General features: G+C 61.6%; 13 protein-coding genes. 6 read left to right on the top strand and 7 right to left on the bottom strand.

The genetic code is table 11. The annotated features are described in order from the left end of the window. Positions 1 to 10: 10 nt before the first annotated feature. The 3 genes from DMY87_RS10340 to DMY87_RS10330 form a co-directional block, all read right to left on the bottom strand. Positions 11 to 8506, bottom strand: a complete 8496-nt coding sequence (locus tag DMY87_RS10340; protein WP_110791220.1) for a glycoside hydrolase family 94 protein — start codon at positions 8504 to 8506, stop codon at positions 11 to 13. Between the two features lie 286 nt (positions 8507 to 8792). Then, a complete protein-coding gene (locus tag DMY87_RS10335; protein WP_110791219.1) occupies positions 8793 to 9965 on the bottom strand; it encodes a pyridoxal phosphate-dependent aminotransferase in 1173 nt (390 codons plus the stop codon). A 13-nt stretch (positions 9966 to 9978) separates the two neighbouring features. Further along, complete coding sequence (locus tag DMY87_RS10330) at positions 9979 to 10623, bottom strand: TetR family transcriptional regulator C-terminal domain-containing protein (RefSeq protein ID WP_110791218.1); 645 nt, start codon at positions 10621 to 10623, stop codon at positions 9979 to 9981. Between the two features lie 145 nt (positions 10624 to 10768). Here DMY87_RS10330 and DMY87_RS10325 point away from each other — a divergent pair, with 145 nt between their 5' ends. Then, positions 10769 to 11932, top strand: coding sequence for a M20 aminoacylase family protein (locus tag DMY87_RS10325; protein ID WP_245408881.1), 1164 nt, complete (start codon positions 10769 to 10771; stop codon positions 11930 to 11932). A 7-nt stretch (positions 11933 to 11939) separates the two neighbouring features. Here the strand turns inward: DMY87_RS10325 and DMY87_RS10320 are convergent, their stop codons facing one another. Further along, on the bottom strand, positions 11940 to 12803 hold the full coding sequence (locus tag DMY87_RS10320; RefSeq protein WP_110791456.1) for a DMT family transporter: 864 nt from the start codon (positions 12801 to 12803) through the stop codon (positions 11940 to 11942). A gap of 215 nt (positions 12804 to 13018) precedes the next feature. Here DMY87_RS10320 and DMY87_RS10315 point away from each other — a divergent pair, with 215 nt between their 5' ends. From DMY87_RS10315 to DMY87_RS10300, 4 genes are all read left to right on the top strand, one after another. After that, positions 13019 to 14209: an MFS transporter gene (locus tag DMY87_RS10315; protein ID WP_110791217.1), complete on the top strand. Its 1191-nt coding sequence runs from the start codon at positions 13019 to 13021 to the stop codon at positions 14207 to 14209. A 104-nt stretch (positions 14210 to 14313) separates the two neighbouring features. After that, the gene (locus DMY87_RS10310) at positions 14314 to 14901 is read left to right on the top strand and encodes a TetR/AcrR family transcriptional regulator (RefSeq protein WP_165826200.1); all 588 of its coding nucleotides are present in this window, start codon (positions 14314 to 14316) and stop codon (positions 14899 to 14901) included. 93 nt (positions 14902 to 14994) lie between these two features. After that, on the top strand, positions 14995 to 16260 hold the full coding sequence (gene ispG / locus DMY87_RS10305) for a flavodoxin-dependent (E)-4-hydroxy-3-methylbut-2-enyl-diphosphate synthase (protein ID WP_110791215.1): 1266 nt from the start codon (positions 14995 to 14997) through the stop codon (positions 16258 to 16260). Positions 16261 to 16336: 76 nt separating this feature from the next. Then, the gene (locus tag DMY87_RS10300) at positions 16337 to 17002 is read left to right on the top strand and encodes a YiaD family glycine zipper/OmpA-like lipoprotein (protein WP_110791214.1); all 666 of its coding nucleotides are present in this window, start codon (positions 16337 to 16339) and stop codon (positions 17000 to 17002) included. Positions 17003 to 17063: 61 nt separating this feature from the next. On the opposite strand, the gene DMY87_RS10295 is transcribed toward DMY87_RS10300, so the two are convergent. Genes DMY87_RS10295 through DMY87_RS10285 form a run of 3 tightly spaced genes read right to left on the bottom strand, consistent with a single transcriptional unit; the run spans position 17064 to position 19727 of the window. Next, entirely contained in the window at positions 17064 to 17696 is a 633-nt protein-coding gene (locus DMY87_RS10295; protein WP_110791213.1) for a LysE family translocator, read from the bottom strand. A gap of 59 nt (positions 17697 to 17755) precedes the next feature. Then, positions 17756 to 18811 (bottom strand): histidinol-phosphate transaminase, encoded by a 1056-nt coding sequence (hisC, locus tag DMY87_RS10290; RefSeq protein ID WP_110791212.1) that lies wholly within the window; start codon positions 18809 to 18811, stop codon positions 17756 to 17758. A 1-nt stretch (position 18812) separates the two neighbouring features. Next, the gene (locus DMY87_RS10285; RefSeq protein ID WP_110791211.1) at positions 18813 to 19727 is read right to left on the bottom strand and encodes a polyprenyl synthetase family protein; all 915 of its coding nucleotides are present in this window, start codon (positions 19725 to 19727) and stop codon (positions 18813 to 18815) included. Positions 19728 to 19955: 228 nt separating this feature from the next. Here DMY87_RS10285 and mtgA point away from each other — a divergent pair, with 228 nt between their 5' ends. Continuing rightward, positions 19956 to 20609, top strand: coding sequence for a monofunctional biosynthetic peptidoglycan transglycosylase (gene mtgA / locus DMY87_RS10280; protein WP_425353493.1), 654 nt, complete (start codon positions 19956 to 19958; stop codon positions 20607 to 20609). Positions 20610 to 20662 lie beyond the last annotated feature (53 nt).

Below are 20662 nucleotides of genomic sequence, written 5' to 3'. Positions count from 1 at the left end.
ATGGTTGGCTTTACGTCGTCTTGGGACGGCGCGTGGCTTTCTTTGGCTTTGCAGGCGTCGCGGCAACCGTTTCCGTCGGCTGTGGTTCACCGTCGATTGTGATATCGTAGCCACTCGCCGTCCGCTTGACGTCGATCTCCACCTGACGGCCATCGAAGGAGACCGTCGACTTGTAGCCCTGCCAATGGTCCGGCAGGGCGGGATCAACATGGATGGCACCGGCCTTGCGGGTGACGCCGAGGATGCCTTCGACCGCAAAGCGGTAAAGCCAACCGGCAGATCCCGTATACCAGGTCCAACCGCCACGCCCGGCATAACCCTCGCCGCCGTAGATGTCTGCGGCCACGACATAGGGCTCGACCCGGTAGCGCTCGGCTGCGTCAGCATCTAGCGCGTGGTTGATCGGATTGAGCATCGTGAAGACGCGCCAGGCGTCCGCAATGCGGCCCGCCTTCAGCAGTGACAGGCCGAGCCAGATGGCCGCATGGGTGTACTGGCCACCGTTTTCACGTACGGCCGGCGGGTACGCGCCGATGTATCCCGGATCGAGCGTCGATTTCTCGAAGGGCGGTGTGAACAAGCGAACGATATCGTGTTTCTCATCCACAAGGCGTGACACGGCTTCATCCAGGGCTTTCGCCGTATGCTCCTGATCGCCGAGACCCGAGAGTACACTCCAGGACTGGGCCAGAGAATCAATCTGGCACTGGAGTGATTCATTCGAGCCAAGCGGTGCGCCGTTGTCGAAATAGCCGCGCCGATAATGCGTGCCGTCCCAGCCCACCGTTTCGAGCGCCGCCTTCAGCGTATCGACATGGGCGGCCCAGCGCTGGCGGCGTTCCTTGTCGCGGCGCTTGTCGGCATAGGGCAGGAAGTTGGTGAGCGTGCTGGCGAGGAACCAGCCGAGCCAGACGCTTTCGCCCTTTCCTTCGATGCCAACCCGGTTCATGCCGTCATTCCAGTCGCCGCCGAGGATCAGCGGCAGATCATGCTCACCGGTGCGTTCGACAGCGAGGTCGAGCGCTTTGGCTGCATGTTCGTAAAGGCTGACCTTGGTTTCGGAGGTGCCGGGCTGGAAGAAGGAATCGTGCTGTCCGGCTTCGAGGGCGGCACCCTCGATGAAGGCGAGTTCCTCATCGAGAATGGTCTCGTCGCCGGTCGCCGCGACATACTGGTCGATGGCATAGGCCAACCACACCACGTCGTCGGAGATCATGGTGCGGACGCCGGCGCCGGTGCGCGGCAGCCACCAATGCTGCACATCGCCTTCCGGGAATTGCCGGGAGGCGGCGTTGAGGATCTGCCGGCGCGCAAGCTTTGGATCCGTCAGCAGGAACGCAAGCGTATCCTGCAGCTGATCGCGGAAGCCATAGGCGCCGCTTGCCTGATAGAAGCCGGCACGGGCGAAGATACGGCAGGCGAGTGCCTGGTAGGGCAGCCAGCCGTTGACCAGGTGATCGAAGGCCTTGTCTCCCGTCTGGACCGAGACCTGGCCTGCAACGCCCTTCCAGAAGGTGCTGTTCTCCTCAAGCACGGTCTTGAACCCGGTTGTGCGGACCTGCTTGATGAGGTCGATCGCCCCCTCCATAGTGTCGGTCTCACCGAGGAAGAAGGTCAGTTCGCGCGACTGGCCAGGTGCCAGTTCGATGTCGAAAGCGAGCGCAGCACACGGGTCGCTCTCGCTGTCGACCACGTCGGACAGTTTCGACAGGCGGGCAACCGCCTGTGGCAGCTTGATCGAACCGTTTCTGCCGATGAACTCACGGCGGCTGGTTGTGTAGCCGATGGGTTGATCAGGGCCAGCGAGGAAGGCGAAGCGGCCCGGATAGTTGATCTCGTAAGGGTTTGAGGCCAGCAGCGCCCCGGTCTCTGGGTCGTAGGACGACAGAACAAAGGGCGCCGTTCGGGCTGCATTGTTGCCGAGGACCCATTCTGCATAGCCGTAGACCCGGAAGGTTCTTGCGGCATCGCTGGCGTTCTTCACCCGGACTTTGGCCAGCTTGACCGGCCGATTGCGATCTACCGTCTGGGTCATCTCGATTTCGAGATCATCATGAGTGCTGGCGAATGTCGAATAACCCAGGCCATGGCGGGTTTCGAACTGTGCCGCCGGATCGGCATTCAGTGCGCTGACAGTCGCATAGGAACGGCCAGTCCCAAGATCGGTGACATAGAAGGCTTCGCCGGGGCGATTGACGACCGGGTCATTCGTCCAGGGTGTCAGCTGGTAGTCACGCGAATTCTGGCTCCAGGTGAAGGCTGCACCCTCGGCCGAAACGTGAAAACCGAACTGCTCGTTGGTGATTACGTTGATCCAGGGCTGCGGTGTCGCGGCTGTTCCGGACAGGCGGACGATATATTCGCCGCCATCCCTGGAGAAGCCTCCCGTACCGTTCCAGAAGTCGAGATCGCTGCCGTCAATCGCGGCTGCTTCCGATACCGGTGCCGACAAGGTGGGCGGCAGACCTGCCCAGTCGCCGTCGCTGTCGGCGGCGCGCGGTGCCGCGAACAGCGAGACGGCGCGGTTGATCTGGTCGACGATCTTGCCATTGCGGGTGTGCAGCACGACGCGGGCGGCTGCGAGCAATGCAAGTGTCGCGCCTTCGTCCATCAGGTCATCGCGGACAGTGAAGACATGCGGACGGCCTGGCGGCAGACGGTGCTTCAGGTTCTCGGCCAGATGGTCGAGCGCGTGCTGCATATCCTGCGCATAGGAGGTGGCGCGCTCGTTGATGATCGCGAGATCCGCGACCACGCCGCGACGGCGCAGATATTCAAGCGCGCTCATCGCTTCGCGGGCGATGTCCATGTCCATGTCGTCGTTGATGCGCAGGGCAAAGATCGGGTGGTCGCCCGAGATCGCCATTGGCCAGAGCGCCGACTGCGACCTGAGGCCCTTGCGGACTGTCTCCGGATCAGCTCGCAGATGGGTGTCCGGATAGACCAGATAACGGCCGAGATGCTGGAAGGCGGCAGCCTGCTGCGAGGTGATGCCAATGTGGCGCAGCTCGACCTGGGTGCGGGTCCAGGCATGGATCAGCTCATGGCTGAAGGCGTCCGGGTGGCGATAACGTTCGATCGCCTTGTCGATCTCTTCGCGGTTCGGAGCTGCCATTGTCCAGAAGATGACGGAGACCTTCTTGCCCGCCGGTACACGCACGACGCGGCGCAGGCTGAGGATCGGATCGAGGGTGAAGCCTTCGGTTCCGGATAGGGTAGAGCCCGGATCGAAGGCAGCCGCTTCGCCGAGTGTCCGACCACGGCCGAGGAAGCGGCGACGGTCCGTCTCGAATTCGGTCGGGCGGCCCTGACCGGCGCTGTCGACCACGAGGTGGGCGACGCACATATCCGGATCGCCCGGGCTGCGCTTGTTGCGCTCGGCGCGGATGACATCGCGTCGACGGCCGAATTCGGTCTTGACGAACATGCGCGAGAACAGGGGATGGGCGCTGTCTGTGTCGTCATAGGCCAGCACCGGCTCGAGATAGGAGGTCACTTCGATGAAGCGGTCCTCGGTTCCGGTGTTGAGGATGGTCAGGCGGCGCCCTTCTGCATCATGTTCAGTGCCGACGATGCATTCCAGGGTGGTTGCGATGTCGCCGACGGTCTTGAAGAACTCGGCCTTGTCGTCACCGAAGATGACCTTGCTCTTCTCGTCCTCGGCACGGCGCGGGGCAGCCGTTGCCGACCACCACTGATTGCTCGCCATATCACGCAGGAAGAGGAAAGTACCCCAACGATCTTCCGTCGGATCGGGTTTCCAGCGGGAGACCGACTGGCCGTTCCAGCGGGAGAAACCGGAACCCGTTGCCGTCAGCATGACCGAGTAATGGCCGTTCGACAGGAAGACGAGTTCGCGGTCCTTTGTGGCAGGATCGTTGATCGTGCGGATTTCGGCGCGCAGCAGGTCTGCCTGGCCCTTGCCCGGCGTCTGCGGCTCGTATTTCGCGCTCATCACGGGGATTTCGCGCGGGGCCTTTTCCTGCAGCAGCAGTTCGGCAGCCTCAATCACCGGATCGGCATGGAAGAGGGCGCGCAGGCGTCCGTTGAAGGCGACGTTGGCGATGGCCGCGATCGACATGCCATGGTGGTGGGCATAGTAGTTGTAGACGACCGCACATTTCTTGCCGTCGGGCAGACGGGTTGGCGTGAAGTCGACGGCATCGTGGAAGCCGTAGGCACCGAGCGCGCCGAGCTTGCGCAGCCGCTGCAGATTTTCCAGCGAAGCTTCCGGATAATACTGGCTGGCCAGAATCGAGGCATAGGGCGCGATGACGGCGTTCTGGCCGAGACCACGCTTGAGGCCGAGCGTCGGGACACCGAAGTTGGTGTACTGGTAGTTCATATCATGGTCGCGGGCGTTGAACGCCGCTTCCGAGATGCCCCAGGGGATGTTCAGGCGACGGCCGTGATTCATCTGCTCGACGACCACAAGATTGTTGGTCTGGTTCAGCACGCCACCCTGACGCTCCTGCATGACGAGCGGCGGCATCAGATATTCGAACATCGAACCCGACCACGAGATCAGCGCGGCCCGCGCACCAATCGGCACGACCTGACGGCCGAGGCGATACCAGTGTTCGGTCGGCAGATCGCCCTTTGCAATCGCAAAGAGGCTGGTCAGTCGGCATTCGGATGCCAGAAGGTCGTAGCAGGCTTCGTCCAGTTCCCGGCCGTCGACGCGGTAGCCGATCGACAGCAGGCGCCGTTCAGGTCGGAAGAGGAAGGTGAAGTCCATCGAGAATGCGATGCCGCGAGCCTTCTCGGAAAGCTGGCTGAGGCGCTGGCGCAGTGGATCGATGTTCGACAGGTCGAAACTGGTGTCGGCGATATGGGCTTCGCAGACCGAGACCAGCGACTCCGTCCAGCGGACAACTTCGGCGCTCTGGTCCGAGCGCAGTTCGTGATGCAGGTTGGCGGCAAGCTTCTGCACGTCGCGCGCCAGCACCGCGAGATTGATGATGCGGATAGAGGCAAATTCGTGCTCGCGCTTGACGGCAGCCAGCGCAGTGTTGAAGCCGATGATGCGCTCTTCCAGGCGACGACGCAGAGGGCGAACGGTCTTGCGGTCGTCGGGCAGCTTTTCCAGGACTTCAAACAGGATGCCGCCGACATCGCCAATGCCGTCGATATTGCCTTGCAGATGCGCAGACGGGGCTTCTGCCCATTCGCGGCAGGCGGATGCGATTGCGATCAGATGGCCCGCGAGGTTGCCGCTGTCGACTGCCGATATGTAGCGCGGGCCCAGCGGCTTCAGGGTGTCCGTATAATACCAGTTGTAGAGATGGCCACGATACTTCTCCATCCGGTCGATGGTGGAAATCGTCTGCTCCATGCGCTCGATGGTCTGCTCGAAGCTCAGCCAGCCGAAGTGGCGGGCGGATACAACGGAGAGCAGGTACACGCCGATATTGGTCGGCGAAGTGCGGTGGGCGACCAGAGGTTCCGGCGTTTCCTGGAAGTTGTCCGGCGGAAGGTAGTTGTCGCCGGCGGTGGTGAAGGTTTCAAAATAGCGCCAGGTCCGCCGCGCGATTTTGCGCAGTTCGGCTGAGACGTGGTCCGGGACTTCAAGGCTGTCTTCGGTTTCCGCCGACTGGCTGACATACCAGGCGACCATGGGAGACAGGACCCAGAGAAGCGCGAAGGGCAGGCCGATCAGATAGCCGTAGCCGCCTGGCAAGGCAGCAACCCCGACCGAAAGGATGGCGAGGATCGGCGCATGGCGCATGCTCTGATAATAGGATGCGATCGAGCCCTGAGCGGCCGACTGGACGCTGGCCGCCGTGCGCCACTCGAGCAGGAGCTTGCGGCTGACCAACATGCGGTACAGCGAACGTGCGATCGCATCGGCCATCATGCAGGCATTGTCGGCAATAAAGACGATGCGCAGCGCAACCTGCGCATTGATCGAGCGCACTTCCGACCAGAGGGTCTGGAAATGGGCCGCCGGCACGATGTCGGTCTGGCGCGGAATGATACCGGAAAGGAGCGAAAGCGTCGGGGCAACGAAGAGGCTGAAGATCAACAGCAATTGCCAGATCGTGGCGCCGACCGGCTCCATGGTGGCCCAGCCGAGAACGGATGCCATGAACCATGCGATCGGAGTTAGCGAGCGGCGCAGGTTGTCGATCATCTTCCAGCGGCCCAGCGCGGTGATGCCGCGGCTGGGATCGCCGATATAGGGCAACAGCTGCCAGTCGCCGCGTGCCCAGCGATGCTGGCGCGAGCTTTCCACTTCGTAACGGGTCGGGAAGTCTTCGACCAGTTCGACATCGGTCACGAGCGCGCAGCGCGCAAACGAGCCTTCCAGCAGGTCATGGCTGAGCACGGAGTTCTCGTCGATGCGGCCCTTGATGGCGGTCTCGAAGGCGTCGACGTCGTACAGACCCTTGCCCGTGAAGGTGCCTTCGTCCGTGATGTCCTGATAGACGTCGGAAACGGTGAAGACGTAAGGATCAAGCCCTCGGTTCATCGAGAAGATGCGCTGGAAGACGGAGGCGTCTTTGCCAGTGGTCAGCGACGGTGTGACACGCGGCTGAAGAACGCCATAACCGCTGACGACGCGCCCACTTTTGGGATCGATGACCGGGCGGTTGATCGGATGATGCATCTTGCCGACCAGTTTGGTCACGGCATCGCGCATCAGCCGGGTGTCTGCGTCCAGCGTCATGACGTAGCGGACATTTTCCGGCACCATGTTGGCGCCCGGCAGGTAGGATGTGTCGCGGTCGCCCCGCAGCAGGAGGTTCAGCTCGTGCAGCTTGCCGCGCTTGCGCTCCCAACCCATCCAGCAGCCTTCGGCCGGATTGTGGAGGCGGCGGCGATGCAGGAGATAAAAGCGGGTCTTGCCGTCCTGGTTATAGCGGCTGTTCAGCTGTGCGACTTCGCGTTTCGCATAGTCGAGAACTTCGAGGTCGGCAGGCGTCTCTTCGACCTGACTGTCCTTCCAGTCACTCAGCAGGGCGAAATAGATCTCGCCGTGCGGGTTGGTCAGGTGGTGCACTTCGACATTGCGGATCAGTTCGTCAACGTCGTCACGCTTGGAAATCATGCAGGGGACGACGACCAGCGTGCGGGCTTCTTCCGGAATACCCTGCTTGAACTCGTAGCCGGTCAGCCGCGTCGGCTTCATGAAAAAGGTGATCAGGGTGTTGAACAGCCCCGTTGCTCCTTCGGAGACGGGCAGCGAAACCATGACCAGCAACACGAAGATCAGGGGCGTCGAGACCCCAGCCTGACCGAGGAAGTGTCCGATGATTGCAAGCGCCGCGATGGTCAGGCCAATTACCGGAGCTGCAATCGAGAGCCAGTTCAGAGACCTGATGGCGGAGGTCAGAATGCGGGAGACGGGCACGCGGTAACCGATGGCCGCCTCAAGCTCCTCCCGATGCGAACCGACGAGATAGTTTCCGACGTCGAGCTTGCCATCTGGCCCAGCGCTTTCCGTTGCCAGGTCGATGGCGGTCTGGGCAATCTCGATTTCGCTGAGGTCAGACCGGCGGGCCAGCTTTTCGATGGTGTTGCGATAGGCATTGCGCGAACCGAAATCGAGCTCGCGGTAATCCGTGTGCTGGCCAAGGATGTGGTCGACCTGGCTGACCTCTTCCACCCAGACCGACCATTCCTTGTCGTCGATCTCGCGCAAGCCGCGCACGATGTTGCCCATCGTGACATTGCCGGAGGACAAGCGATTGTGCTCGGCGTCCATCGCCTCTTGTGCGGTCCGCCCTGCAGCTTCCAGCCGGCCTTCGAGCCATTCGACGGCAAAACTCGTATTCTGCGAACCGTTGCGCAGACGATAAAGGAATTGGGTGGCGAAGGTATTGTCGTCCGCCAGTGGCTCGATCTGGCGCAGATAGGCGGCGGCCGCGACCGGGTCGTTGAGGCGGATGATTTCGTCGGCGACCTCGTTTGCCTTGCCACGCATGCGGCGTGAGCGATCGACACGCGTCGAAATGCGCCGAAGGTTTTCAACCAGGACGAAACGTACGATCGAGGGGAGCGCCCAAAGCTCGCCGATCTCCAGCGTCTGGTGTCGTTGATAACCGTCGACCAGCGCCGTCATGCTTTCTTGGCTGACGGTCGAATGGGTGTGGGCAACATAGAGCCAAGCCATCGCCATGGTGCGCGGGATCTCGCGCGAACCGACCTTCATCGTGGGCAGTTGCCGGTAGAACTTCTTCGGGAAGTCCCGGCGGACCTCCTGGATGGCCTCTTCGATGACGTAGTGGTTGTCCAGCAACCACTCGGCCGCCGGCGTGATGGTGGCGCCGGCCTCGACATCAGCGGCTGTGGCTCTGTAGACGCGCAGGATTTCCCGCTCGTTCTCCTTGTGGCGGGCGAAGAAATCGAAGTCGATCAACCCCGGTAGTTCGTCAGCGCCGTTCAGCGCGAGCGAAGCCGCGCTCTCCTGCAATTCCTCGATGGTGAAATAGGCAGATCTGATGGAATCGTTGTGATCGATCTGCTTGGTTTCGAGGTCGCGCGATGGGACATGCAGCGTCATGAAGGATTGAATCTCGGTTCAAATGTGGTTGATGGATCGCTCAGGCAGACCGCAGTCGTCGGAACAGTTCACGAAGCCGGGCTTTTGGATGACAATCGAGGCAGAAAAACGCCGCAATGCGTCTGAGACCTTTGGCGGTTGAACTCTATCGACTGGCTTCGGGTTCCCGGACGTTGAATTGGCGTTTTTATGCCTTATTTCAAGCGGGTGGCCAAGCCCCCCGCTTCAGGCTCGATGTCACCGCATAAAGGACGGCCTCCCCCATCCAAGCGCGCCGTGAACTAGCTCAGGCAGCCAGTCTTTCCGCCAAGCATAGCATTCTTCGTGCCGCTTCCTCCAGGCTTGTTTCCGGAACGGTCAAGGAGATGCGAACGAGGTTCCGGGCGCCTTCGCCGAAGGATGATCCCGGCATCACCGAGACCTTTTCCTCCTGCAGGAGGCGCGTGGCGAAGTCGTGGCCGGTCAGGCCTGTGCCCGACACATCAAGCACGATGAACATGCCGCCTTCCGGGCGATGCGGTCGAAGTGCAGGACTGCCTGAGAGGCGATCTACCATCAGGTTGGCCCGGGATTGGTAGTTGGCACGCATGGTCGCCGACGTCCCGATGGGCTGGGTCAGAGCCATGGCCGTCATGTCGGCGATAAACGGCTGGACGCCGAACAGCATAGTTTCGGACACGGGTAGCAGGTGGTCGAAGAACTCTGCAGGTCCCGCTGCCCAGCCACTTCGGAAACCCGGAGCGGCGTGTGATTTCGAGATCGAGGAGACGACAATGGTGCGGTCAGCCAGAGCCGGGTTGTCGAACGGCGAGGCGAAACGGTCATCAAAGGTCAGTTCTTCATAGACCTCGTCACACACGATCCATAGGTCGTGGCGGCGGCAGACTTCGCCGATCGCCGCAATTTCCGCTGCCGACAGAACAGCGCCGGTCGGATTGTGGGGTGTGTTGAGAAGAAGCGCACGGCTTCTCGGCGTGATCGCCGCCTCAAGGTCGGCAGCGTCAAGATGGAACCCATTTTCGGCCCGAAGGGGTACCGGGACAAGGCATCCGCCTGTCGCGGCTGCGACGCCCTCATAGGTCGCATAAGAAGGGTCGGCGGCCAACACCTCATCTCCGGCGTCGAGCAGTCCCATCATGACGACGAAGAGAGCGCTCTGTGTCCCAGGAAAGCAAAGGATGTTGCGCGCCGTGATGCCTTCCCTGCGCTTTCCATATTTGCTGACCAGCGCATCCACGACCGACGGTTCGCCACGGCCGTTTGAATATCGCGTGCGGCCGGCATTCATGGCACGGGCGCATTCAGCCAGAAGTGCCGGATCCGGCGGCATGTCCGGTTCGCCGATCGTTAACTCAATGACGGGAATGCCTGACGCTGCCATGCGACGGCCTTCGATATGCAATGCCCATTTGCCCGAGCCCAATCCGGCCAGGCGTTTCGTCACGGCGGCGTATTTCATCAAAATTTCCGTTTCAGTTCATGCCCACAGCAGGTCTCAAGGCAATCCCGCCCAAAAGTGCCTCGACGGCGTCAAGCGCGATCTGTGGTAGGCGGTCTTCGTCGAAGAGATCGCTTGCGAGCGAATTTTCGAGCCAGAGGCCGTCGATCAAGCCGTTGATGGCGATCGCCAGATGCCTGCATTCCGATGGGGTAGGTTTGCGGCCATGGCCGGAGAGGAGCGAAGCGACGAGATTTTCCAGGATCTCCAGGAAAAGCATGTAATTTTCGCGGTGGATCCGTGCCAGTTCCTCGTCCGACCGCACTCTCCCGATGAAGGCGGCCCAGAGAGAAAGTGCCTTGGGATCGGCGATCGGCGGGCTGACATTGGCGACGATGAAGCGGTGAAGGCGGTGATGTGCGTCCTCACCGGTATCGGCCATCGCATCGACCGCCGTCCTGGTCATGGTTGCCAGCATTTCCCGGTAGGCTGCCTGGACCATCTGGTCCTTGCCGGTGAAGTAGTGACGGATCAGCCCGCCGGTGACGCCGGCCCTTGCCGCGATATCGCGGACGGTCGCGCCTTCCAGTCCGTGCTCGGAGATGCTGTCCAGCGTGGCGGTAATCAGATCCTGGCGACGTTCGGCCTCCCCAGCCCGCTGGAATGTGCGTCGCGTCATCGGCATCTCCCAACAGTTCGCAATGAGGACAAGCGGGCCGGTCTTGGCCTTATGCCTTTTTATACGGTTGAACAACAAGGTCGCAAGTGCGAAAGTCGGCGCCGTCCATTGAAGGTAGAGAACGTCCGATACGAGGAAGTATTTTATGTCGATCCAGTTTCCCAATGTCATGGCGGATGTGCTGGCGACGCGCCGCCACCTGCACCAGTTTCCCGAGATCGGATTGTCGGAATTCAAGACGTCGGACTATGTCGCCGACCGGCTGCAGGCACTCGGCTATGCGGTGACGCGTGGACTTGCCGGAACGGGGGTGGTCGCCACCTTGCGCCATGGCGACAGTCCGCGCAGCATCGGCATTCGCGCGGACTTCGATGCTCTTCCCATCTTGGAGGAAACAGGGTTGGACTATGCCAGCAAAGTGCCGGGCGTCATGCATGCTTGCGGCCATGACGGGCATACCGCCATGCTGCTGGGCGCGGCGCAGATCCTGGCGGAACGGCGAAATTTCGATGGTACCATCCATCTGATCTTCCAGCCGGCTGAGGAGAATTTCGGTGGCGCAAGACTGATGATCGAGGACGGATTGTTTGAAAAGTTTCCGTGCGATGCGGTTTTTGCCCTGCACAACGATCCTGATATCACCTTCGGCCATATCGCCGTGCGGGAGGGGCCAATCATGGCGGCGATCGACGAATGCAAGATCACTGTCAATGGGCGTGGCGGACATGGTGCAGAGCCGCAGTCGACGGCCGATCCAATCGTCTGCGGCGCTTCCATCATCATGGCTCTTCAGACCATCGTGTCGCGCAACATCCACCCTCTGGACCCGTCAGTGATTACTGTCGGCGGCTTCCATGCAGGGGCCGCCAGCAATGTCATTCCCGAGCGGGCCGAGATGGTCCTTTCCATCCGATCCTTCGATGCCAAGGTCCGAGACCAGCTGGAACAGCGGATCCGGGCCGTGGCTGAAGGGCAGGCGGCCAGCTACGGCATGGGTGTCACGATCGACTACCAGCGCGGCTACAATGCGACGATCAACCACAAAGCCGAGACCGATTTCGTCCGCGACCTTGCGGTCAGTTTTGCGGGTGCCGACAAGGTCTTCGACCTGCCCCGCCCGATGATGGGCAGCGAGGATTTCGCCTATATGCTCACGGAGCGTCCGGGCAGCTACTTCTTCCTCGGGACCAAACGCACGGAGAACGATCCGCCGCTCCACCATCCGCGCTACGACTTCAACGATGATGCGCTGCCGATCGGCACGACCTTCTGGGTCGAGTTGGCCGAGCGCTATCTGCAGGCGTCTTGACGTCTGCTCAGGCGGAGGCCCGCCGCCTTTCGGCGAAGAGGATGATGACGCCGGCAGTGGCGATCAGCACGGCCCCAGCAATCACGTTCGGGCCGGGAATATCACCCCAGATCGCGTAACCCAGCGCAAAGGCCCAGATCAGCGCCGTATACTCGAACGGTGCGATGATCGAGATCGGTGCGCGTCGCATGCTCTCGAAATAGGCGAGTTGCCCCAGTCCGCCGATGAGCCCGACGGCGATCAAAAGGATCTGCGCGCCGCCCGCTGGCATGGTCCAGGTGCTGAGCGCCACCGGAGCCGTAAGCGCCAGGAAGAAGACGTTGGTCATTGCCATCTGCACCATGCTGCTGGCGTCCTGCGACGTCCGCCGCAACAGGATGGTGGCAATCGCCCAGCAACAGGCTGCGAGGATGGCCAAGTAGACCGGCCAGCCGTCCGCCATGCCGGTCGGATCGCTCGCCACGATCACGCCGACGAAGCCGGTGATCACGGCGGCCCAACTCGCGAACGAGACATGTTCGCCCAGCATCGGGATCGACAGGACAACCGCCACGATCGGTGCTGCGAAGTAAAGCGTCGTGAGGTCTGCGAGCGGCAGGAACTTGGCCGCATGGAAATAGCAGAGCCAGGCTGCGAGGAGAAACAGACTGCGGACCATCATCGGCCGCCTGACCGGGGAGGCGATGGTCTCGCGCACCAGACCGCGACCGCCCATGAACAGGCAGCCGATCAGGATCGCAATGCTGCGGCAGAACAGGATTTGCCAGACGGTCGTGGTTTCCACCAGCAGCTTGATCATGGCGTCATGCATAGCAAACAGGAAATAAGCCAGGCTGGACAGGAGGATGCCGGCGCCAATGGTCGTCTTCACGAGGTCATGACTTTCAACGAAGGAATGATCGCTGCGGCAGGCAACCGACGCAGGCGTGGCGCCATCTGTCGCGGCAATCCGCGGCTGTGTCAATCTGCCGGCGCCGCATCAGCGATCGTCATGGGCGGAAACAAAATGTTATGCGCGGAAGGCGGATGGATGATTGTCGTCTAAATCGATTTAAGTAGAGTTCCGCCGGTTGCATGGAGGACGAGATGAACGACACACTATCGATGAAGGCATCGGCCGAGGCGGCTCCCATCGTTACCCGGGAGAGGGCAGCTGTGGCACTGCTGTTTTTTCTCAACGGCATGGTCATGGGTGCGTGGGCGCCAAAGATCCCGTTCTTCTCGCAGGCGCTGGGCCTCACTGAATCGATGCTGGGCATCATGCTGTTCGTCTTCGGTGTGGGTTCGCTGGTGATGATGCCTGTTGCCGGAATGCAGATTGCCCGGCTCGGGTCGAGCCGCGTCGTGCAGATCACAACGCTCCTCTACATTCCGACGATCGTGTTGCTGACCCTGGTGGACAGCATCTGGACCGGCGTCATTGCGATCTTCCTGTTCGGCGGGCTGACCGGGGCGATGGATGTCGCGATGAATGCCAATGCGGTCGAGGTCGAGCGGCAGATGCGGCGTTCGATCATGTCGTCTTGCCATGCGTTCTGGAGCTTGGGTGGACTGTTCGGGGCTGCCACTGGCGGAGCGTTGATCGCGACGCTCGGCGTCCTGGGCCATGTCCTTCTGTTGGCAGCCATCTGTGTGGTGCTTTTCCTCGTGGCACGCCCGATGATCCTTGCCGACGCGCCGCATCCCAGCGACGAACCGGCACGGGCAAGGCTGCCGCTGACGCCGCTTCCTTGGTTGATCGGTCTCATTGCATTGTTCTGCATGGTTCCGGAAGGAACGGTTCTCGACTGGAGCGCCCTCTATCTGCGCAACGAACTCAATGCATCGACAGAATTTTCCGGCTTCGCCTTTGCCGCGTTTTCTCTGACGATGGCGACGTGCCGCTTTGCTGGTGACTTCGTGCGCGATCGATTCGGCGGGGTCAAAACACTGCGGGTCTGCGGGGTGCTGGCGACGCTCGGTCTGCTGATTGCCGGCCGCTCGGACAGTGTCACGCTTGCCCTGATTGGGTTTGCCATTGCCGGCATCGGCATTTCCAACATGGTGCCCATCGCCTTTTCGGCGGCAGGCAACATCCCAGGACTGGCGCCAGGAGTCGGCCTCTCGGTCGTCACCACCATGGGTTATTCAGGTATCCTCTTTGCGCCATCGCTGATCGGTTTCGTCGCGGAGCATACGACGCTGTCCACCGTTTACACTGCTATCCCCGCCCTGTTGCTGGTGGTGCTCGCCCTGTCCCATCTCGCCCGATATGCCGACAGGGTCACGGAGACCTGATCCTCGGTCGTTTCGAGGTGAGGGCCGTCGCAGGGCTTGGCGACTGAATCGGTGCATCAAAAAGGGCGGTTGACGCGATGACGAAAATCGTCAATGTGTCAATAATGTCAGAGATCAGTGTAGGCGAGCGACGGGCGCTCATTCTCCAGGCGGCGTATGGAACCTTCGTCAGCTATGGGTTCAAGCGAACGACCATGGACGATATCGCCCAGGTCGTCGGCCTGTCGAGGCCGGCGCTCTACATCCATTTTCGCAACAAGCCCGACATCTTCCGGGCCTTGATGCGATCGATGATGGAGGAGGCGCTTCTGAAGGTCAGATCCAGCCTCGAACAGGATCTGCCGCTCGAAGACCGGCTTTTCCTCGCCTTGAGTGAGGGTATCGTCGCCCCGCAACGCCAGATCCTGGCGACGGCGCATGGCGCTGAACTGTTCGACACCAGCCACGAGTTCGGGGCGGACCTCTTTCTCGACTGGATGAAGGCAGTCGAGGAGGAAATCGCGCGGGAGCTCAGCCGGTCCGAAGCGGCGCAGGTCATCACATTTCCGTCAGGCCTGTCGTCCGAGATCGTCGCGTCTCTTTTGATCGACGCAGTGGAGGGCATGAAATGCCGCCGTCAGGATATCGAAGAGTTGGATGACACCATCCCGCACCTTCTGAAACTGGTTCTTGGCGCGATCCAGCCGCGCTGATCGTCCGCCATCGTGGCCGGCGGGATCGGTTGACAAGCGGCGTGCTTTGATCCACCTCCAGAGCATCATTCGAAGGTGCGTAGAGATACAGCCATGTTCGCAGGAACCATACCGTCCGCCGATGCCTATGACCCGAAGCCACGACGGTCCTCCGTCGCCGTCGATGTCGGCGGGGTGATCATCGGAGGCGGCGCCCCTGTCGTTGTCCAATCGATGACGAATACCGATACCGCTGATATTGATTCAACCGTCGCGCAGGTGGCAGCTCTGTTCAAGGCTGGCTCCGAAGTGGTTCGCATCACGGTCGATCGCGACGAGAGTGCAGCAGCAGTGCCGAAGATCCGCGAGCGTCTTTTGCGGCTGGGCATGGACGTGCCGCTGATCGGCGACTTCCACTATATCGGCCACCGGCTGCTGGCCGATCATCCTGCCTGCGCCGAAGCCTTGGCCAAATACCGGATCAATCCGGGCAATGTCGGCTTCAAGGACAAGAAGGACAAGCAGTTTGCGGAGATCGTCGAAATGGCGATCCGTTACGACAAACCGGTGCGCATCGGCGTCAACTGGGGCTCGCTGGATCAGGAGCTGCTGACCCGGCTGATGGATGCCAATGCCGAAAACGGTTCACCGCTGTCGGCACGCCAGGTCACGCGTGAGGCGATCGTGCAGTCGGCACTGCTGTCGGCGGAACTTGCCGAGGAAATCGGCCTGCCGCGCAACCGCATCATCCTGTCGGCCAAGGTCAGCCAGGTGCAGGACCTGATCGCCGTTTACCAGATGCTGGCCGATCGTTCCGATCACGCGCTGCATCTGGGGCTGACGGAAGCCGGCATGGGCACAAAGGGCATCGTCGCTTCGTCCGCTGCCATGGGCTACGTCCTGCAGCACGGGATCGGTGATACGGTGCGTGTGTCCCTGACGCCGGAACCGAACGGGGATCGTACCCGTGAAGTGCAGGTGGCGCAGGAGCTGCTGCAGGTCATGGGCTTCCGGCAGTTCGTGCCTGTGGTTGCGGCATGTCCCGGCTGTGGCCGCACGACATCGACCGTTTTCCAGGAACTTGCCCAGAAAATCCAGGATGACCTGCGCAAGAACATGCCGGTCTGGCGGGAAAAATATCCGGGCGTTGAAGGACTGAACGTCGCGGTCATGGGCTGCATCGTCAACGGTCCGGGCGAAAGCAAACATGCCGATATCGGCATCTCGCTCCCGGGAACTGGCGAAAATCCGGCAGCGCCTGTCTTCATCGACGGTGAGAAGGCGATGACGCTGCGTGGCCCGAACATTGCCGGCGATTTCGAAGCCTTGGTCGCCGACTATATCGAGAAACGGTATGGGCGCCGCTCGGCGGCAGAATGAGGCTGCACGGCAACTTTTTGTTGCCGTAATTTCACTGTTCAGGAATCATCAGCCTGTTCTTGGAGGGACATCGAGCATGATCAAGAAGATTGCCATCGTCGCGCTGTGCGCGACCTATCTGAGTGCCTGCACGACGACGGATCCCTATACGGGCCAGCAGAAGGTTTCGAATACGGCCGGCGGTGCAGCACTTGGTGCGGCCGTCGGTGCTCTGGGTGGCTTGGCGGTGGGCGGCTCGCCCGTCGGCCGGCGCAATGCCGCATTGATCGGTGCCGGTATCGGAGCGCTCGCGGGTGGTGCCATCGGCAATTATATGGACCAGCAGGAAGCCGAACTGCGCGCCCAGCTTGAGGGCACGGGTATCTCGGTCACGCGCGTCGGCGACCGCATCATCCTGAACATGCCGTCCAACATCACCTTCGCCACGGACCAGGATGCGGTGATGCCGCAGTTCTACCCGACCCTGAATTCCGTCGCGATCGTGCTGCGCAAGTTCGACAAGACGCTGATCGACATCAATGGACATACCGACTCGACCGGCAGTCTCGCTCACAACCAGGCTCTGTCGGAGCGTCGCGCCATGTCGGTCGCTGGCTACCTCAATGGCCAGGGCGTCGACCCGCGTCGCGTCTCCTCGCTTGGCTTCGGTCCGAGCCAGCCGATCGCGTCCAATGCGACGGCCGACGGCCGGGCTCAGAACCGCCGCGTCGAGATCCAGATCTCGCCGCTTAAAGAGGGCTGATCAGCCCTCATCCGCCGAGGCTTCACGAAAGGCGCCGCCACGAGCGGCGCCTTTTCTCGTTTCAGCGCTGCAAAAGTAGCCTGGCCCCGGCCGCCGCAAACAGGACGGCGAGTGTACCGTCAATATAGCGACGCGCGGAGCGATATGCTTTGAGCGCGCCGGGCAACGAGAGCAGCCAAGCATAACCCATGAAAACCGTGAAGCCGGTCACCAGGCATCCGGCCACGATCACGGCAACCGTCACGCCAGTGGCACCAACCGGCAAACCGAGCGACAGGATCGCAAGCCAGGCGAAGATCGCCTTCGGGTTCGTCAAGTGGATGGCGTAGCCGCGCAGGAAGGTGCGCCCATAGCTTGCCCCGACCACACCTTTTGCCAGGGGATCTGTTGCACTTGCCGCCGAGCGGAAGGCGCGCCAGGCAAGGTACAGCAGATACAGTCCGCCGACGATCCGCATGACCGTGAGCGCATGGGCGTAATGGGTCAAGACGGTGGCGAGACCCGCAGAGGCGGCCAGAGCCCAGCTCATGGAGCCGCAAAAGACTCCGGCTGCCATGGCAAAGCCGTGGCGCCGTCCCTCGCCAAGAGACGTTGAGGCGATGGCCATCGTGGCCGGACCAGGGCTGAGTACGGCGACGAGATAGACCACATAGGCGCTGAAGACCTGCGGCAGGTTTTCCAGGATGACTTGCATGGGACACTCCAGCAAAGGGAAAGGTATGAACCTTATCCTCGGCGCATCCCGTGCACACGTCAGATGATTTGATCGATCGCAGTCAAAAACTGATGGCATTCCTCTGTGGTGCCGATGGTCACCCGGAGGAAGTCAGAGATGCGCGGTTTGCCAAAATGCCGGACAAGCACTGCGCGCTCGCGCAGACCCCGTGCCAGATCGGCGCCCTGGTGCGCGGGATGGCGGGCAAAGACGAAGTTCGCCGAGGACGGCAATACGTCGAAACCCCGTGCCTGAAGTTCCGCCGTCACCATGTCGCGGTTTGCGATGATCTGGTTGCGGGTCTGCTCGAACCAGGACTTGTCTTCGACTGCAGCGTTGGCGGCGGCCTGGGCGAGTGTATCGAGCGGATAGGAATTGAAGCTGTCCTTCATCCGTTCCAGCGCCTCGATCAGCGGACGTTGGCCGAGTGCGAAGCCGACGCGAAGGCCCGCCAGCGAGCGCGATTTGGAGAAAGTGTGCACGACCAGCAGGTTGTCATAACGAGGAATGAGGCTTGCTGCCGTCTCGCCGCCGAAGTCGACATAGGCTTCGTCGATGACCACCACCTGATCCGGGTGGGCGGCGACGAGGGCCTCGATCTCCGAGAGAGGCAGCGCAATGCCTGTCGGGGCGTTCGGGTTGGCGATGATGACGGCGCCGCAAGGACGGTCGTAGTCACCGATGCGGATACGCATGCCTTCATCGACCGGCACTTCCTCTACGTTGATTTCGAAGAGCCGGGCGTAGGTCTTGTAGAAGCTGTAGGTGATGTCGGGATAGAGCAGCGGCTTGTCGTGCTTCAGCAGCGCTGCGAAGGTGAAGGCGAGAACCTCGTCCGAGCCATTGCCAACAAAGACCTGCTCCGCATCAAGGCCAAAGTTTACAGCAAGGGTCTCACGCAGGCGCGAGGACGATGGGTCCGGGTAGAGCCGAAGACGGTCTCCCGAAGCGGCGGCAATCGCCTCCAGCACGTGCGGTGAAGGGCCGAACGGGTTTTCATTGGTGTTGAGCTTCACCAGGCCCGGGATCTTCGGCTGTTCGCCAGCCACATAGGGCTCAAGCTCATGGACGGCGGTCGACCAGAAACGGCTCATGTCAATTCTTCCTGTATGCGATGAAACGGGCTGCTTCGGTCAGTGCGGTCGCTGCCTCTCCATAGGTGGCGAGTTCCTCGCTGGCGGCATCCACCAGGCGCTTGAGTTCGGCCTCAGCCCAGGCTTGACCCTTGAGCGCAACGAGCGTGCCCTTGCCTTTGGCCGCATCCTTGCCGGTTGCCTTGCCCATGGTGGCGGCGTCCGCCGTCAGATCCAGCAGGTCGTCTGCCAGCTGGAAGGCGCGACCAATCACTTCGCCGAAACGGCGCAGCTTTGCCCGGTCCTCGCCACCGCGTCCGGAGATGATGGCGCCGGCCTCACAGGCAAAGCGCAGGAGGGCGCCGGTCTTCATCGACTGGAGCAGCACAATGCCGGCTTCGTCAGGCGCTTGCGTTTCGGCTGCCAGATCGAGCGCTTGACCACCCGCCATGCCGCCAATGCCGGCTGCGCGGGCGAGTTCCAGGATCAGGGCCGCCTTTGCGCTATCCGGCAACGGTGTTTCGGGGGCCGCGATAATGTCGAAGGCATAGGTAAGCAAGCCGTCGCCGGCGAGAATTGCGGTCGCGTAGTCATAGGCGATGTGCACGGTCGGCTTGCCGCGCCGCAGGTCGTCGTCGTCCATGGCCGGGAGGTCGTCATGAACAAGCGAATAGCTGTGCAGGCATTCGAGCGCACAGCCGACCTGCAGGGCCGCTTCCTCATCGCCGCCGAACAGGCGGGTTGCTTCAAGCGCGAGATAGGGCCGCAGGCGCTTGCCACCGTTCAATGCGCCGTAATGCATCGCTTCGATCAGTCTCTGCGGACGTGCGATTTCGCCAGCGCGGGGCCGCGCATCAAGGAGCAAGCCCAGGCGGGCTTCCACCGATGCTGCATGGCGCGCAAGATTCTGCTCGAAGGAGGTCGAAGACGGGCTCATGGGGGCTATTTCGCACGGGACCCCTGGAGTGGCAACGGGAAATTCCGTCACAGGCCCGGGAGTTTGGCCCTCGTCTACTGGTCAATCGCCGAGAGGATGCGTATGACAGGCGAGCCCCCGAGATGAGTGGATCGATCTTCTTTGACAGCGGACGTGCAGACCTTGGAGCAGGAGAAAGAGGAAGCCCCGGTTGAGGAAGGCCAGGAGCGCTCGAAACTATGGCGTCGTATCGCCATCGGTATCGTCGCCTTTGTCTTTGCGCCTTATGTCCTCATCCTGCTTTACCGATTGGATTTCATCCATCCGGTATCCACCCTCATGCTTGCCGATCTCGTGACATTGCAGGGGTATGATCGCCGCTGGGTCGATTTCGAGGACATCTCTCCCAATGTGGTGCGGGCTGTGATGATGTCCGAAGACGGACAGTTCTGCAGCCATGATGGTGTGGATTGGGGCCAGTTAAAGGGTGTCGTTGACGACGCGATCGCCGGCGAGGCGACCCGTGGTGCCAGCACGATCCCGATGCAGACGGCGAAGAATCTCTTTCTCTGGAACAGTCGTTCCTTCATCCGCAAGGGGCTTGAACTGCCCCTTGCGCTTGCCGCCGATGCCGTCTGGCCGAAGGAAAGGACGATGGAGATCTATCTCAATATCGCCGAGTGGGGTCCCGGCATCTACGGCATCGAGGCTGCGGCCCGATATCACTTCAAGACATCTGCGGCGAAGCTCAGCGCCCGTCAGGCGGCGCTGCTTGCCGTCGCGCTCCCCAATCCGATTGATCGCGTTGCCAGCAAACCGGGCAAAGGTATGCAGCGTCTCGCGAATGTCGTTGATCGGAGGGCGAAGCGCTCGGGCGAATACATCACCTGCCTGTATGAGTGAGATCAGCAAGTCTCGTTGGTCGTTCGGCGGCAATACATCTAACGTATCCGTGA

Origin of the sequence: Peteryoungia wuzhouensis, from assembly GCF_003205195.1 — a bacterium.
GTDB classification, from domain to species: Bacteria; Pseudomonadota; Alphaproteobacteria; order Rhizobiales; family Rhizobiaceae; genus Allorhizobium; species Allorhizobium wuzhouense.
Note: the sequence above shows the minus strand (reverse complement) of the source record. Positions and strands in the feature narration are given on the sequence as shown.

Bases quoted from the DNA above. Each gene is read 5' to 3' on its own strand.
- DMY87_RS10340 (WP_110791220.1), bottom strand. From the start codon at position 8,506: ATGACGCTGCATGTCCCATCGCGCGACCTCGAAACCAAGCAGATCGAT.
- DMY87_RS10330 (WP_110791218.1), bottom strand. From the start codon at position 10,623: ATGACGCGACGCACATTCCAGCGGGCTGGGGAGGCCGAACGTCGCCAG.
- DMY87_RS10310 (WP_165826200.1), top strand. From the start codon at position 14,314: ATGTCAGAGATCAGTGTAGGCGAGCGACGGGCGCTCATTCTCCAGGCG.
- DMY87_RS10300 (WP_110791214.1), top strand. From the start codon at position 16,337: ATGATCAAGAAGATTGCCATCGTCGCGCTGTGCGCGACCTATCTGAGT.
- ispG (WP_110791215.1), top strand. From the start codon at position 14,995: ATGTTCGCAGGAACCATACCGTCCGCCGATGCCTATGACCCGAAGCCA.
- DMY87_RS10325 (WP_245408881.1), top strand. From the start codon at position 10,769: ATGTCGATCCAGTTTCCCAATGTCATGGCGGATGTGCTGGCGACGCGC.
- hisC (WP_110791212.1), bottom strand. From the start codon at position 18,811: ATGAGCCGTTTCTGGTCGACCGCCGTCCATGAGCTTGAGCCCTATGTG.
- DMY87_RS10315 (WP_110791217.1), top strand. From the start codon at position 13,019: ATGAACGACACACTATCGATGAAGGCATCGGCCGAGGCGGCTCCCATC.
- DMY87_RS10335 (WP_110791219.1), bottom strand. From the start codon at position 9,965: ATGAAATACGCCGCCGTGACGAAACGCCTGGCCGGATTGGGCTCGGGC.
- DMY87_RS10285 (WP_110791211.1), bottom strand. From the start codon at position 19,727: ATGAGCCCGTCTTCGACCTCCTTCGAGCAGAATCTTGCGCGCCATGCA.
- DMY87_RS10295 (WP_110791213.1), bottom strand. From the start codon at position 17,696: ATGCAAGTCATCCTGGAAAACCTGCCGCAGGTCTTCAGCGCCTATGTG.